At 63.4% G+C, this 16350-nt stretch carries 11 protein-coding genes; 2 read left to right on the plus strand and 9 right to left on the minus strand.

Features of this window, described 5'->3' with window-relative positions:
* Nucleotides 1-3: 3 nt before the first annotated feature.
* The 4 genes from B9C99_RS18885 to B9C99_RS18905 form a co-directional block, all read right to left on the minus strand.
* Nucleotides 4-540: a MarR family winged helix-turn-helix transcriptional regulator gene (locus tag B9C99_RS18885; RefSeq protein ID WP_088898921.1), complete on the minus strand. Its 537-nt coding sequence runs from the start codon at nt 538-540 to the stop codon at nt 4-6.
* 446 nt (nt 541-986) lie between these two features.
* On the minus strand, nt 987-1571 hold the full coding sequence (locus B9C99_RS18895) for a TetR family transcriptional regulator (RefSeq protein WP_225623861.1): 585 nt from the start codon (nt 1569-1571) through the stop codon (nt 987-989).
* A 955-nt stretch (nt 1572-2526) separates the two neighbouring features.
* Complete coding sequence (locus B9C99_RS18900) at nt 2527-3615, minus strand: helix-turn-helix domain-containing protein (protein WP_088898924.1); 1089 nt, start codon at nt 3613-3615, stop codon at nt 2527-2529.
* Between the two features lie 14 nt (nt 3616-3629).
* Nucleotides 3630-4526 carry an alpha/beta hydrolase gene (locus tag B9C99_RS18905; protein ID WP_085470880.1) on the minus strand — a complete coding sequence of 299 codons (897 nt, stop codon included), beginning with the start codon at nt 4524-4526 and terminating at the stop codon, nt 3630-3632.
* A 248-nt stretch (nt 4527-4774) separates the two neighbouring features.
* Between B9C99_RS18905 and B9C99_RS18910 the strand changes: the two genes are divergently transcribed.
* Nucleotides 4775-5956, plus strand: a complete 1182-nt coding sequence (locus B9C99_RS18910; protein ID WP_088898925.1) for a serine hydrolase — start codon at nt 4775-4777, stop codon at nt 5954-5956.
* 699 nt (nt 5957-6655) lie between these two features.
* Here B9C99_RS18910 and B9C99_RS18915 read toward each other — a convergent pair.
* From B9C99_RS18915 to B9C99_RS18925, 3 genes are all read right to left on the minus strand, one after another.
* Nucleotides 6656-8410 carry a helix-turn-helix domain-containing protein gene (locus B9C99_RS18915; RefSeq protein ID WP_088898926.1) on the minus strand — a complete coding sequence of 585 codons (1755 nt, stop codon included), beginning with the start codon at nt 8408-8410 and terminating at the stop codon, nt 6656-6658.
* A 437-nt stretch (nt 8411-8847) separates the two neighbouring features.
* Nucleotides 8848-9909 carry an alpha/beta fold hydrolase gene (locus B9C99_RS18920; RefSeq protein WP_088898927.1) on the minus strand — a complete coding sequence of 354 codons (1062 nt, stop codon included), beginning with the start codon at nt 9907-9909 and terminating at the stop codon, nt 8848-8850.
* Between the two features lie 120 nt (nt 9910-10029).
* On the minus strand, nt 10030-11673 hold the full coding sequence (locus B9C99_RS18925; RefSeq protein ID WP_088898928.1) for an NAD(P)/FAD-dependent oxidoreductase: 1644 nt from the start codon (nt 11671-11673) through the stop codon (nt 10030-10032).
* 1181 nt (nt 11674-12854) lie between these two features.
* Between B9C99_RS18925 and B9C99_RS18930 the strand changes: the two genes are divergently transcribed.
* Nucleotides 12855-13787: an MHYT domain-containing protein gene (locus tag B9C99_RS18930; protein WP_225623859.1), complete on the plus strand. Its 933-nt coding sequence runs from the start codon at nt 12855-12857 to the stop codon at nt 13785-13787.
* 111 nt (nt 13788-13898) lie between these two features.
* On the opposite strand, the gene B9C99_RS18935 is transcribed toward B9C99_RS18930, so the two are convergent.
* Both B9C99_RS18935 and B9C99_RS18940 read right to left on the minus strand, forming a co-directional pair.
* A complete protein-coding gene (locus tag B9C99_RS18935; RefSeq protein WP_088898930.1) occupies nt 13899-15344 on the minus strand; it encodes an NAD-dependent succinate-semialdehyde dehydrogenase in 1446 nt (481 codons plus the stop codon).
* 135 nt (nt 15345-15479) lie between these two features.
* Nucleotides 15480-16349, minus strand: coding sequence for an alpha/beta hydrolase (locus B9C99_RS18940; protein ID WP_088898931.1), 870 nt, complete (start codon nt 16347-16349; stop codon nt 15480-15482).
* Between the last annotated feature and the right edge of the window lies 1 nt (nt 16350).

Raw genomic sequence — 16350 nt, forward strand, 5'->3', positions numbered from 1 at the left:
TCGTCACAGCGTTCCCTTCGTTGTATCCGGTGGCTCGGATGGATCTCGGGACGGACGTCGATCCGAACTGGTTGTTGCATGTGCTGCAGCATCATTGAGACGGGTCAGTGCCCGATGCAGCTCCTGGAGCTCCGCGGGCGAGACACCGAGCTTCTCGACTACGGCGACCGGGACTTTCTCGGCTTCGTTCCGCAGGGCGCGACCTCGGGCAGTGAGATCGACGACCAGTTGACGTTCGTCTACACGACTGCGCGAACGAGTGATCAGCTGCGAGGCTTCGAGGCGCTTCAACAAAGGTGAGAGCGTGGGCGAGTCCAGCGCCAACGCTTCGCCGATCGCCTTGACCGACATCGGAGCTTTCTCCCACAGCGCCAACATCACCAGGTATTGCGGGTGAGTGAGCCCCAGCGGCTCGAGGATGGGCCGGTAGACAGCCAGGACGGCCCGGTTGGCAACGGCAAGCGCGAAGCAGACCTGTCGGTCCAACGCCAAGAGGTCGTCGTTCCCCAGCCCGATCGAAGCGAGGTCACCTGTGGTCACAGGACGAGCGTACTGGAATCGATCGTGCACGAACAAATCGTGTGCGAGGAATTTTCGAGATGTGCATCACCGGCACGGCCTGCGATGCAGTTCGACATCCGAACAAGTGCGACTCGCACCTGCGCACCCACTCCGATCGCTCGAAGTGTCGCGAATACCGAACCCAGTGGCGCCACGCGCTTCACCGGCCAGATACTTCACCAGTTCCCCATCGGGCCGAGCGGCGACGAACTCTGCCCGGGCCGGCGGTTCGGCACGATGCAGCGCCTCACGATCGACGGCCGGCATTCCGGACGGCAACGGGCCGGGAAACGGTGAGTCCCGTCCGCGGGCAAACCACCACCACCGGCGGTGCATCGATCCGGTACATCGACGGTGCGCACGTCACTGGCCCTCGGGCACATCTCGCACGTAGGTTCCGCCACTGCGCAGGAGGCCGATGCGCCTTACTTACAAGGTTGTTCGTCGATCCACTTCTGCAGGCTGTGCCCCAGCGAAGCCAACGACCTATCGAGTATGGTCAACACCTCACTGGGGGATGCGGGAGACCTCACTCCCTCGCGCAGGACGGCGAGCACCACGGACTGCACCGCACCCCCGACAGCAGCCGGCACCACCGCCGCCGGACGCGTACCGACACGGGACGCAACGAACGTCGAGACGACCTCGGACCACACCAACCACCGTTGCGCACCCTCGGCCTGGAGTTCCGGTGAGGCGTCGAGGATCCGAATCTGGGCGGTCCAGACGCCCTCGTCGTCGAGTCGGGCCGCTACCGTATCGATCACCCCGGCCCGGATCGCTTCCATGACCGGCACCTCATCGCCGACCGTGTCGAAGGCGCTCTGCAGATCGCGGGTGCTTTCCTCGAAAGGAAACCACACGAGTGCCGCTTTGCTGGAGAAGTACCGGAAGAAGGTGGTCTTGCTGATCCCTGCGGCCGCAACGATGTCCATGATCGATGTCTCCGCATAGCCCCGTTCGAGAAACAACTCGAACGCGGCGGCCTCGACCTGCGCACGAGACGACACCTGTGGACGTCCACGTCTGCCGGTAGCCATCGCGTTCCCCCCTTTTTCCGACCCGAGACTTGATTTTGGGTACCCGGTACCGTAAAGATAGGCGACGCGCGAAGCGACCGACAACATGATCTTGCGACACCCACCACGACCCGTCACCCCCTGTCGGCGGACCGTGGATCCCGGTCGGTGAACCGACCCCGTCCCGGATGCCCTGCCTGTCCCCCCTCCTCCAACGGGCAGGGCATCCGGGCCCTCCATACCGTGCGGCGCAGGGCGGGGTTGTGTGCCATCCGTTCGGTCGATGAGCTCGCCATGTCCCGCCGGTGCCGTTCGCCGGTATTTACCTGCGGGACAGTCGGTATGCCGATCGCTCTCACCGTCCAATCCCGCCCCCTTATCGGAATCCTCTTTACGTTCACCTGCGAACATGGACGGTACCGCTCATGCAGAAGAGATTCGGACATCCGATCGGAGGGTGCACCATCGATGTCGGCTGCTCGTTCGGTTCCGTGGCATGATCGACTTGATTTTCGGAACCGAGTAGCATAATTATGGTTGAACAATCGACTACCGCTGCTGTCGTCCGAGCCGATCCGCCCGGACGATCAACTCCGGCACGTAGATGGCAGGTCCGACCACGATCGGCAGACCCGTTCTCCCGACGGGACGCCCCGGCTCCACCGGACGACCCACGACCAAGGAAGACCGTTTTCTGATGATTTCCAGCCTCGTAATCCAGCCTCTGGCTCGCGCAATCGCAGTCGTGCTGATCGTCGCCGATACCGCCCTCGCCACCCGAGTGCCGGCCCTACCCGACTGGGATGAAGACGGCTCCGCCGCCCGGAGCTGACGTCGCAGGGACATCACCCGCACAACGATGTGCCACTTCCGGCGATCACCGACACGCCAACGCGCCGAACCGGCACAGAGATGACCGAGACCACATCGTGAAGCGTTGACGGCCTCATACCGTCGCGTGACGAGCAGGACCGAGCACGGCGACATTGCCGGGTGCCGCAGCCGCCGGCAGGTCGAGGACCGTCGACGTACGCAAGCGATGCAGCAGGAACGCTGCCCCGAGCCGGCTGCGCCCGAATCCCTCGAACGGGTTGAAACCGAGTGTCGCAGTGATGGTATCGATCCTGCTCTGAAGCGTGCTGTGGTGGATGTTGAGCAGTCGCGCCGCTTCCCGAACGGACTGCGCAGCGACGACGGCATCGATCGTCTCCATCCCCCAGGCGTAGTGTGCGATGGCCTCGACACGGTCGGCGTCGCTGTGCGGAGCGTGCTCATCGGCGTCGGCAAGCAGTTCGATCAGACCCCCGTAGGAGTCGGCAACAACCTGGGGTTCCTTCGGGGCTCGGCACAGGCGCAGAGCGACCATCGCGGTCCGGAACGACCGATCCAACGAGTCCGGCGGCGTGGCTGTTCCGATACCGCACGGCGAAGCGCCGAACGGCGGGTACCGCTCCGGCACAACGATGGCGTGGACCGGACCGAACGGGGTGGCAATCACGTCCTCCGGACCGGCGGGATGATTGCGCCACACCGCGAACAGCGGGGCCACCACGAGGCGATACATGCCCGTTGCCGACAAGCCGAGCGCGCTCGCCGCGGTCAACCGCTCGTCGGGAGTGCTCTCGCGACCGGTGAGTATGCCGAGGTGGCGGCGATTGTCGATCTCCCGGGCTCCACGCCCGTTCCGGATCCGCACGGCCAGTGCCAAGCGCTCGAGGATGAGTGCGTCGTTCGGCCCAGCAGCACCGTCGCGTTCGAGCCAGACGTCGATGCCGTCCTCCGACGCCACGTGCAGATTCGAAGGATCTGTCGGCGATTCGCCCTGCACTGCTTCTCCTTTCGGAGTGACTCGTAGAGTCCGCGGCGGGACGCTCTGCCGGAACCCTGCAGTACAACCGGCCAGCGCGGCAGCGGTTGCCAGCAGGGCACGGGTGTTGACGTTGCCGACGATCAACTCGTCGAAGCACGCGATGACACGCAGACCCAAACTGGCGCTGGGATCGAGGCGGGCGATCCGTCCGAGTAGCTCTTGCATGTTCGTTCCTGCCCTCAGTCCGCAAGGATTTTCTCGACCCAGGTGTTGCGGGTCCGGATCATGGACCGGCCCACGCTGGTGTGCGGGGCGAAAATGTCGCACGCGTGAAAGGCGCCGGACCATACGTGCAACTCGGCATCGCCACCGGCTTGCCAGATCCTGTTGGCATAGTCGATCGCCTCGTCCCGGAAGATCTCGGCCGCACCGACGTCGATGAAGGCCGGCGGCAATCCGCGCAGATTCTGCGCGCGGGCCGGGGCTGCATACGGCGAGACAAGGTCGGTGCCCCGCTGCTCACCCAGCAGGGCGGTCCAGCCGGTTTCGTTGCTGATCCGGTCCCACACACCGATACCGTCGAACTGCTCGATCGAAGCGGTCATGCACCGGTCGTCGAGCATCGGATAGTCGAGCACCTGCCCACACAACCGGGGACCACCGCGGTCCCGCGCAGCCAGCGCGAGACCGGCTGCCAGTCCGCCACCGGAGCTGGCACCGGCGACCAGGATCCGGTCCGCCCGCACGTCCAGATCGGTGACATGCGCAGCCAACCACTCCAGGGCGGCATACATGTCCTCACGCGGGTAGGGGTCGGGATACTCAGGGGCCAAACGATAATCGACCGTGACAAGAACCGCCCCCAGTTCGGTCACCCAGTCCAGCACCAGGTCCAGGCCGCTGAACATGTCTCCGAACATCAATCCTCCGGAGTGCGCGTACAGCACCGCAGGACGGGGCCCGCTGAAGTCCCGGGAACGAAGCACCGCAGCGTTGACGGCAGCGCCATCACCCCCGGGGAAGGTCACGTCGTTCACCGCGATCCGCCGGCGGTCGAATTCCTCGTCCATCGGAGGGGACGCATAGGACGTACGCATGAACTCGATCAGGTCCGCAGTGATGGTCGGAGGGAACATACCGCCTACCACAGCCAATCCCGCCTTGAGTTCGGCATCGAATGGTGGATGGGGCACGGCTCGGGCCATCGTCACGTCACCTCCTCGAAGACTCGGATCGAGAATACGGCGACCGCTCGACCGAGGGACCCGCCATTCGGCGGGGAAACAGAGCGAAACTGCGCCGCCGCGTCGGTTGAGACACCCATCACACGTTCATGAAACTTGGAGCAGCGTCACTGTCGACCGAACGAGAGGAACAACCTCCCATGTCCGATACCCAGCGCGTCGTCGACTCAGCCCGCGAAGTCATCCACACCACGGTGAACAGCGGTGCCGTGCCCGGAGTAGTAGCGGGCATGACGAACGACCAGGAAACCCTGTTCATCGAGTCCGCCGGGGTGCGGTCTGTCGACAACGATCAACCGATGACCGATGACACCGTCTTCAGCATCTTCTCGACCACCAAAGCCCTCACCGGCACCGTGGCGCTGCAACTCGTGGAATCCGGTGATCTCGACCTGGATTCCCCGGCCGAGGAGTACGCGCCCGCGATCGGCGAACTCCAGGTCATCGAGGGCTTCGACTCGAACGGTGAGCCGCTGCTGCGAGCACCGAAGACCGACATCACGACCCGCCAACTACTGCTGCACACCGCCGGCTTCGGATACGACTTCTTCAACGAGACGTACAACCGCCTCGCCGAGAACCACGGTCAGCCCAGCATCGTCACCGCCACCAAGGACGCGCTCAAGACACCGCTGCTGTTCGATCCCGGCACCCAGTGGGAGTACGGCTCGAATATCGACTGGGCAGGCCAGGTGATCGAAGGCATCGTCGGCACCCGCCTCGGCGAGGCGCTGAAGACACGAGTCCTCGACCCACTCGGCATGACATCGACGTCCTTCACTCCGTCCGACGACATGCGTGCGCGTCTGGCGACCATGCACCAGCGCACCGACGACGGGCTCCAGGCCACCGATTTCGTCATCCCCACCCCGCCCGAGGTCGACATGGGTGGGCACGGACTGTTCTCCACCGTCGGTGACTATCTCGCCTTCATCCGGATGTGGCTCAACGACGGCAAGGCAGACGACGGCACCGTCATCCTCCGCCCCGACACCGTCGAGTGGGCGACCAGGAACGACCTCGGCGACCTGACCGTGAAGATGCTTCCGGGTGTCATCGGGTCGCTGTCGAACGACGCCGAGTTCTTCCCTGGCCAGCGCAAGGGCTGGTGCTACACGTTCATGACCAACGAAACCGAAGCACCCACGGGCCGTCCCGCAGGCTCTCTCGCCTGGGCAGGCCTGGCCAACCTCTACTACTGGATCGACCGGCACAACAAGATCGGAGGCTACTGGGCGACGCAGATCTTCCCGTTCGCCGACCCCGGCTCACTCGGTGGTTACCTCGACATGGAGACCGCCGTCTATCGAGCCCTTTCCTGACCCGGTTCCATCCCAAGCCGCGGCACCGGACATCGACCTCGATCCGTTGACCGCTCGCGTAACCGGCGCGCTCGCCGAACAGCCACACGACGACATCAACGAGATCGGGTGAAATCCCCCACCCGACGCACGGAAACCACACCGCTGCGGGTGTCGAAACACCCGCAGCGGTGTGGTGTTGCCACGCCGTTCGAGGTCTGGGTGCAACAGGTCGAGCGCGAACACCATCTCCCACGGGCTTGCCGCGAGGGCGATCGGTTTCCCGAGGTCGCCCGGAGACGAACCATCCTGCACCCTGATACTCGGCCATGAGTCCGGTCGGGCTGTGCTGCATACCGATTGCGAGAGAGCAGCCCACCTGCCCTGGAAGCGCGCGCCACCGCCACGCTTGCCCAGGGCGTAGGCAGCTCGACACCACAAACAGATACAACAACGACATCGTGTGTGTTCAACTGTGCCCCGGCACCGCGGTCGGCCTCCGGCATGATCGACCACCACGCGATCGTGCGTGAATTCGATGGTCAGGACTACACATTCAGTCACACCTCCCCGGGCAGACTGAACTACCCGAGCACCTGCGATCAGACCTGGTGCGCCGGAAACCTGCTCTCCGGCATGAAATCAACTGCACCTTCCGACAGTCACCGCTACCGGACGCAAGGCCATAGGACGACTCTCGGATCACCGCATTCTGCGCGATCACACGTGGATGCCGAACGTGTCGATCTTGCGGTAGAGAGACGACCTCGCGATCCCCAGTAACTTCGCGGCGGCGACGCGATTGCCACCGCTGTCCCGTAACGCAGCCACTATGGCATCGCGCTCGACTCTTTCCATTGCCGTCATCGTCCGGCGAGGCGCGGAGCTGAGCGCTGAAGGCAGATCAGCTACTGCGATCGTTCCCGCGGGCTTGGCGCGAAGTACGTGATTGAGAGTGTCGACCAGTTCACGGACGTTGCCGGGCCAATGGTACTTCTTCAGGGTTCGCATCGTGTCGTCGCTGAAAGCGGTTTCGCGGTGAGGTGCAAGGTGCATTCGGATGATGTCCGGGATGTCATCGGGGTGATGACGCAATGCGGGGACCTCGACGGTGGCGATGAAATGCTCGGCGAGAGCAGAATTCTGAAGTGCGTCCCCATCAGTGGATGTGGTCGCGACGATCCACCGAGCGGGGTATCGGTGCTGGTCGGCGGATATGAGGTCGGCAAAGAGCTCATCGGTGCTCGCGTCGAGTCGGTCGATGCGACGAAGGACGATCGTGGTCGCTGCGGAGTCGAGCGCAGTGCGCAATTCCTCGTGAGCGGACTTTCCAGCAGAGCAATCCACGACGACAATCGGGGCCTGCGGATTCTTGTACAGGTGCATGCCCCGAACGAGAGTGAGTTTGCCGCTTCCGGGTTCACCTTTGAGGATCACGTTGGCATCTGTCGCGGCGAGGGACGTCAACTCCCCTCGACACCGGTTCCATTGGAGCGAAGACCCCGCCACCCCCGGAAACACGGGAACCGTGCGCCGGGGTTGCACGGTCTTCGTGGGACACGATGTCGCCTCGACTTCGAGGACGATGCCGGCGATGTCGCCGCCATGTTCGACGAGGGTGCGCTTGACGGTGATGCTACCTCCGGACGGAAGGCGCAGGTCGAACTGGGCAACTCGTGACGGATCGAGCATCGACTGTGCTTCCTCGCGCAGAAAAGCCTCGTCGATCGGGTCGAGAAGGCGCGAGCCGATCTCGTTCGACATGAAAACACCGCAACTGAGTGAGTACACCGCCGTCTGCCGGCGCCGACAGGCTACGAGGAACTCGCCGAGCACGAGCTGTTGCTTGATCGATCCCGTGGCGCGAAGAGCCGACTCGATATCACGAGCCGCTCCAAGGGCGAGCTGGCGCATCAACGGGTTCGATGTGTGGGTCAAGCCTGTGATGTCGATCAGTCCTTCGACACGACCGGTGGTGGGGTTGTGAATGGGCGCGCCGGCACAGGTGAAGTACTGGATCGATTCGTGATAGTGCTGAGCGCCGTCGACGTAGACGGCCATCCCGGTCTCGAGGGCTGTGCCCACTCCATTGGTACCGACGAGCTCTTCGGCGTAGGTGAACCCGGGAGCGAAGTACACCTTGTCCAGCTTCGCGGCGAGGACGGGATCATTGTCCCGCCGGACCAGCACACGCGCATGCTCGTCACTCAACGCGACACTGAGGGACATGTCGGACAGGTCGTCATGGAGCCGATCGAGGATCGGCAGGGCGCATTGCACCAGTCGTCGGCGAAGGTCGAGGTCTTCGACGTACTGCAGCTGTGGAAGGTGCGAGCCGTCCGGGATGACACCCGCCTGACGTGAGCGTCGCCATGACTGTGCGATGAGGGGCGAGACGTCCTCGGAGGGGGAACCGGCGAGGTCATGGAGGTGCCGGGTGGTGGTCACACGGCGTCGGCGGTTGTCACTGTCCATCACATTTCCTTGCAGGTCGCAGTACTGTCATCCCCCTCAATGTGCCGCACATCACATTCGATGGATGTCCCAGAATAGGACATCAACCTGCCGTCTCCAACGGCAGTAACGGGGGCGGGTACGACCACCCCGCCGGCCGGAGGTCGGCACTCGCGGTCCGCACCGCGCCTACTCCCCGGACCACCGACTGCCGGGATCCGGGGTGCACACCACCATCAGGAGACTGACGTCAGGTCGTCGACGGCGACCGGATCACCGGGCTCGGCTTCACCCCCAGGGGAAGCCGAGCCCGTTCCATCACCTGCCCCGCCCTACGCATAGAGGTCGACATCGCCGGCAACCGCGCGAAAATCTCGGTGTTCTCTGCCGCCACGACCGCCGGCGGGCACACTCACTACCGTCCCGCCCACGTGGACCGTTGTCGTGGCGGCACCGCTTCAGACCTCGATCGCGAGAAGATCCGCAAGGTGGCGGTCGATCTGCGGCATGTAGGTCGGAGCGACAGCGAACAGACCCAGATGCCCGAGCACATCTTCGACCACGCGCAGTTCACTGCCCTTGATCAGTTCCTGCTCGGCAGCACAGTCGCGAACCGGGAACAACTGGTCTTCGTCGATGGGAATCACGAAGGTCTTGGCGGTGATCCGTCCGAGTGCAGCGGCCAGGTCTCCCCCGGTATGCCGGGAGACGTCACCACGTTGCCAGGCCCAGGATTGAGTGAGGAGTGCGTTGGGATCCATCGCCGTGAAGTAGGGCTCGAGGAATCCGGTCAGGAACGCGTCCAGGGAATCGAACTCCATTGCTCGCCATACTTCTTGCTTCCAGAACTCGGTCGAGAATCCGAGCACTCCCCAGATGTGAGCCTGCCTGGTGAGGCCGTCGACGACCTGCGTATGCGAGGTGTATTCGCCGCCGTTCCAGCCCGGATCCGACAGGATCGCTTCGCGCATGATCTCCGCGATCAGGAAATCACCGGGAGTGTTGCGTGCCGTACCGGCAATCGGTGCGGCGCGCAGAACCTTGTCGGGGAACCTCACCGCCCATTCGTAGGTCTGCTGAGCTCCCATGGAGCCTCCCGTCACCAACGCGAGGCGTTCGATACCGAAATGCTCCCGGAGCAGCCGCTCCTGGGCCACGACATTGTCCCCGATCCGAACACGAGGGAACTTCGACATGGCGATCTCTGCGTTGACGCCGGTGGCGTTGTGCGGAGACGTCGACAGACCGTTGCCGATCTGATCCACGCAGACGATGAAATACTTGTTCGGGTCGAGAGCATGGTCAGGACCGATGTATGCGTCACGCCAGATCTGATGGGTCCCCGAGTACCAGGTGGGGATGAGGATTGCGTTGTCCTTGGCTTCGTTCAGCGTTCCGAACGTTGCCACCGCGAGCCGGCAGTCCGGGATCGAGCCACCCTCCTCGAGGTCGAGGGCTCCGATGCCGATCAGGTCGTAATCACCGTGGAAGTCGTGCGTGTAGTACGGGTTGTCGATCATCGAGATCGTCCTCCTGAGCTATGAGAAAGCGGTAGCAGCGCGTGCTCACCCAATGGACATGCACCTACGCCGCCGTGAGACGAGCAGTGGTCGACCGCAGGGGTCGGATATCCGAGAAGGTCAGCTCAGCTGGAATCCCTTGTAGCCGGCCGCGGCGGCCGCAAGAGTGAGTTCTCGGTAGGTGCCGACCCCACCGGTGTAGGACAGCACGCGGCGAGGTTTTCCGGGAACGTTCGCGCCGTTGTACCAGGAATTGGTCTTCGAGATCAGCGTGGCATTCGCGGTTTCGTCGTGGTGGGCGACCCATTCGTCCTCACCCTCGACGGTCGGTTCGATGACGGTGTACCCGTGCTCACGCATGTGCCGGATGCACTCGGTGATCCATTCCGTCTGTTGCTGCAGACAGGTGGTCATGTTGCACAGTGCTGCAGAGGGGGCGAGCGGGGCGCCGGTGGTCAGCATGTTGGGATAGCCGTGCACCATCAGGCCCATCGTCGTGCGGATGTCACGCGCCCAGTCGCTCGCGAGCGATCGATCCTCACGTCCACGGATATCGATTCGTGTCAGCGCGCCGGATCCCGCATCGAATCCCGTGGCCAGGATGATGACGTCGACTTCGTGCAGCGTGCCGTCCTCCAACAGGATCCCTTCCGGGACGATGCGGCTGATCGGATTGCTGCGCACCCCCACTGCTTCGACATTCGGACGGTGGTAGACCTCGAGATAGTTGGTTTCCAGCGGTACCCGGTGTGTACCGAAGCCGTAGTCGGTCGGAATCAACAGTTCACACAGCTTCGGATCCTTCAGTCGCGCACGCATCTTCTCTCGCACGAACTCGGACACCTGCTCACTGACCTCGTCATCGGAGAACACCTCCGCGAAAGAAGCGAGCCAGAGCTTGAGTGAACCGTTGTCATAGATCTCTTCGAGCCTTTCCCGCCGTTGCTCGGGAGTCAGGTCGACCCATGCATGCTCGAAGTCGTACTCGAAGCCACTGAACGTATGCGGCAACGTCGCGCGAAGTTCCTCGAAGCGCTCCTTGTACGCGGCAACATCCCGGTCGTCGTAGGACGGATTCTTCATCGGCAGGGCGTACTGCGGTGTACGGATGAACACCTTCAGATGTTCGACCTTCTCGGCGATGGTCTGGATGACCTGAATCCCGGTGGCGCCGACACCGATCACTGCGACCCTCTTGCCCGCGACATCGGCGCCTTCCTTCGGCCATCGAGAGGTGTGGAAGATCGGGCCGGCGAAGCTTTCCTGGCCCTCGAACACCGACGACATCGGTGCCGACAGCATGCCGGCGCAGGTGATCAGGAACTGGGTGGCAATCGTGTCCCCGCGATCGGTGCGTACGATCCATCGCTTCGACTCCTCGACGTAATGCGCGCTGGTGATCGTCGTCGAGAATTGGATGTCGCGACGCAGATCGAGACTGTCGGTCACATAATGCAACCACTGCTCGATTTCGGGTTGGCCGGGGAAACGCTGACTCCAGCTCCAGTTCTTGTACAGCTCATCGGAAAACAGGTACTGGTAGATGTAGGCCTCCGAATCGAATCGAGCACCCGGATAACGATTCCAGTACCAGGTGCCGCCGACGTCGGAGGCGGTATCGAAGGCGCGCACCCGCAACCCCAGCTCGCGAAGCTGATGCAGCTGATACAAACCGGCGACTCCCGCACCGATGATCAACGCATCCAACTCGAGTGACACCTCGGTATCAGCAAGTCCGACCGCAGAGGAAGAGTGAGGCGACATGTCCTAGCCTTTCTGTAGTGCAGGTCACGTGAAAGCCATCATCGTGATGTGCGCCTCACATGGCTGTCCCATCTTCGGACACTTCCCGGCTTCGCTGGCATGGATATCACCGAGTCCGGCGCCTCTCGCATCGCCAGCACCCCAGCAGAACCGATCTACGACTCGGGGATGTTTTCGACGACGCGGTGGACAACCTTCGGCACAGAGTCCTGTAGTACATACGAAATATGCTGTCGTGCAATGATTCTTACGACCAGTCCAGTTCCGGGCCCATCTTGCCACATGCTCGACACCGCCGCGATCGCGATCTCGATTCGGGTCGCTGCCGCACCGATATGAGCACACAGTCGGCGATCCGACACATTCCGGCCTTCCAACCGCGACCGTTGGATGCCACAGAATCCGAACCGTGTTCCGGTAGCTGCAATTCGAATTGACATCGACTGATCCCTTGCGGCCGGGATCCGCCACGAAGACGGGACGAATCACAGCCTCCCGACGACCCGAACGAAGGGGACATTCGACGAAACATGGACACCAGACCGACCGGGCCTGTTCAAAATACGCATGATCTTGCAGAAAACGAATAATCTGCACGAGCACCGCCTGATCTTCTCGCCGGCGATCTTCTGCTGACGAGGAGAGCCGACGGGGCACGACACTTCCGGCGCAGGGGGCCGGAGTCGTCGACTGCCCCGTCGGCGGTCAGGCGACCGGCCGCGCCACCGGTCGCGATCGAACTCAACGCGATGACGGAAGGAAACGAGCGGGAATCCGACACCGACGGACAGCGTGGCGTCCGCCACCGCCACGGCCGGCGTCCGCCGAAGGAGAGGCCAATCGTTTTTGCTACGGCCTCAGCCTTAATCCGTACATGGACGCAGACTCGTCCATACATCGTGCAGCCGACGAACTCGACCTTTGACTGCCTGAGGGAGATCGGGCATACAGCCCTTCACGGTGCACCACGTCGAGTCGGCAACCATTCAGCGAAGGAACCGCCGCGACCGAGGAGGCGAGGCTGTCCGGGTCGCCCCGTTGCGTTGGTCTGGTTTGAAACATAAGTCGCGTTAGGTACGCTGCTGTCGCTGCTCGGGGGGCCGAGATCGCAGTCCTGCCCGGACGGTTCGGCACGCGACCGCCGGCGCAGGTGCTTGAGCGTGCCTTGGTAAGGAACACTGATGTCACACGAAATGCACCATTTCGATCTGGGACTGTGGGTGCTCTTTCTCGCCTACGGCACCTCGATCGCCGGGTCCTTCGTCGGCCTGTCCTGCGCTCGCCGAGCCGCTACCACCCCACTCGGTCCGACGCGCTGGCGCTGGTTGGTGATGGCAGCCCTGTCCATCGGCGGTGTCGGGATCTGGATGACCCACTTCATCGCCATGATGGGCTTCGCGGTGCCCGGCACCATCATCCGCTACGACCCGATGCTGACGATCCTCTCGGCGGTCATCGCTATCAGCGCGACCCTGTTCGGGCTGTGGCTGGTCGATCTACGGGCCTTGGCCGGGCGTCCGATCCTGGACAGGTCGGCGTTACTGATCGGCGGCGCCGTGATGGGCGTCGCGGTGAGCCTGATGCACTACTGCGGCATGGCCGCTATCCGCATTCGCGGCGAACTGTCCCACGACCCGGTACTCGTCGCCGCCTCGGTGGCTATCGGGATCGGGGCATCCATCGCCGCGTTGTGGTTGGTACGAACGGCATTCATCCGAGCCACCCGTCTGCTCGGCGCGCTGGTGATGGGTTGTGCAGTGGCGGCATTGCACTACACCGGCATGGCTGGAGTTCACGCGTCCTTGGACCCGACGGCCACCATGCCGGAGGGCGCGACGCTCCTCGATTTGATGCTTCCGGCATACATTTTCGGCACGATCATACTGGCCACGCCGCTCGTCGCATTGGTGCTCGCTCGCCAGAGTGCCGACACCGAGGTCGACGAAGCGATCGCCACGTGGAGCGCGGAGATCAATGATGCTGTCCCCTACCCCGGTGACCGGGGGCAGGAGGCCACAGCTGAACTCGACACTCGTCGGGACGTTCCGCGTCGACCTGCCGATCCCCTTCGCAAGGGTGATGTGCAGGTAGTGCCACACAAACGAGTGCGGTAACCACCTCTCTGGTGAAGGACCCACCGTTCGGCGGGTCCTTCACCAGCCCCCGGCGCACGAGTGTTTGTTGAGGGCAGGGGCATTCGCCGGTCTGGATGCTGCCACTGGTGATCAGTGTGCGATGTACTTGGTGGCGAGATACTCGTCGATACCTTCGACCGATCCTTCGCGGCCGAAGCCGGACTCCTTCACCCCTCCGAAGGGTGCGGCCGCGTCGGCGATGATGCCTCGGTTGATTCCGACCATGCCGGTCTCGAGTGCGTTGGCGACTCGGGACGCTCGGTCGAGATTCTGGGTGTAGAAGTACGCAGCGAGGCCGTATTCGGTGTTGTTCGCCGCCGCGATCGCTTCGTCCTCCGTATCGAAGGTGGTGATCGCGGCTACCGGGCCGAAAATCTCCTCACGCAGCAGACGCGCGTCGGGACTCACACCGTCGAGAACGGTCGGGGAATAGAACGTTCCCGGCCCGTCAGGACGGCCACCGCCGATGCGGATACGTGCACCCTTCGCGACGGCGTCTTCGACCAGAGCATCGACGGTGGCGCACTGCTTCGCGGTGATCAGCGGTCCGATATCGGTTCCTGCTTCGAGACCGTGTCCGGTGCGCAAGGCACCGATGCGTGCGGTGAACTTCTCGCTGAACTCTTCTGCGACGCTACATGCGACGTGGAATCGGTTGGCTGCTGTACATGCTTGGCCGCCGTTGCGGAATTTTGCAGCCATCGCGCCGTCGACCGCTGCATCGACATCAGCGTCATCGAACACGAGGAAGGGGGCATTGCCTCCGAGTTCCATCGACATCCGCAGGAGCCGATCCGCTGATTGACGAACCAGCAGCTTGCCGACACCGGTGGATCCGGTAAACGTGATCTTACGCAGATCAGCACTGTCGATCAGTGGTGCGGTCAGCGCTGCAGCATCAGAGGTCGGCAGAATCGACAGCACACCCTCGGGCAGACCCGCATCGGCGAAAATCTGACCGACCAGCAGCATCGTCAAAGGCGTTTCGGCCGCTGGTTTGACGATGATCGAACATCCGGCCGCCAGTGCTGGACCGATCTTGCGCGTGGCCATGGCCAGCGGAAAGTTCCAGGGGGTGATGGCCAGTACCGGCCCGACCGGTTCTCTGGTGACGACGATGGTGCCGGTTCCCGACGGGGACGGCGAGATTCGCCCGCTGATTCGGTTCGCTTCCTCGGCAAACCAGTGCAGGAATGATGCGCCGTATTCGATCTCCGCATACGCCTCGTGGAGCGGTTTACCCATCTCGAGAGTGATGGTGCACGCGAGGTCGTCTGCCCGTTGATGGATGAGTTCGAATGCGGTGCGCAGTATTTCGCCACGTCGACGCGAGGGGGTCCGCGCCCAGTCCCCTTGCACGGTAGTGGCGTGTTCGAGAGCTCGGCGTCCGTCCTCGGGCGCGGCGTCGGCAACATGCGCAATCACGGCACCGGTCGCGGGGTCCTCTACGGGGAAAGTGGTGCCGGTAGACGAATCGACGAGTTTTCCACCGATCCAGAGTTGGGTGGGGACGCCCGCGGGGAGAGTGTGGGTCATAGCTCCTGCCGAGTGTGTGAAGGTTCATCGCCACGCCCGGCCAGTCGGCATCCGAAGGGGGTGCCGAGGCCGATGCAGGTCGCTCGGGTGTGGCCACCCGCGTTCGGTGGCCACACCCGAGCGGGCGAGTGGGTACTAGCTGGTGGTGACGGACTTGCGTGCCTTGTCCTGGAGGATTTCGAGTGCCCGGATGAGGTATCCACGGAAGACCGTGTGGTTTTCGCTCATCGGGAAGTGGCCGATCTCCTTCATTTCGATGAACTCGGCGTTCGGGATCTGCCCCGCAGTGCGGGCGCTGTCCTCGGGGGTGGTGAGGTAGTCGTAGTCACCGGTCAGCATCACAACCGGGCACCGGTCACCGTCGATGTCCGCGAGCTTTCCGCGCAGGTCGTGATCGACCGAGTAGAAGTGCAGGTCACCGCGGAAGGACTCGGAACCCTGGCTGTAGTAGAACCAGGTCTTCCAGCGGTCCGCCTCGGGCGACTGCGGGGCCATGAGGTCCCACACGCCGCTCGCGCAGACCTGTGCCGCGTTGGCGTGGGGGTGCTGCCACCAGTCGAGGTAGAAGCCGGGCGAGTAGTCCGCACCCTCGACAGGGATGACGCCGGCGAAGCGGTCAGGGTGCCGAAGCGCAAGCTGCAGGGCGATGTTCCCGCCGAACGAGGAGCCCATGAAGATCGGGTTCTCGAGTTCGAGCGCGTCGCACAGCGCCACGATGAAATTGGCGAAGTGGTCCGCGGAAAGCTGGTATTCCTCGGTCCACCATTCGGTGTTCTCCGGCGGATCCGACTTGCCGTGCCGCGGCAGGTCGTAGGCGATGACACGGTAGTTGGCGGTGATCTCCTCGTCTTCGAGCAGACCGCGCCACTGGTGGTTGTGGCAGCCGGCGGTGTGCTGGCACACCAGCGGCTGGCCGGTGCCGTTCTCGAGGTAGAAGACCTTGTACAGCAGTCCGTCGACGTCGACGTCGACGTAGTGGCCGGTGACCGGGGAAATCTTGCTCATC

Origin of the sequence: Rhodococcus sp. BUPNP1 (genome assembly GCF_002215235.1) — a bacterium.
Classification (GTDB): Bacteria; Actinomycetota; Actinomycetes; order Mycobacteriales; family Mycobacteriaceae; genus Rhodococcus.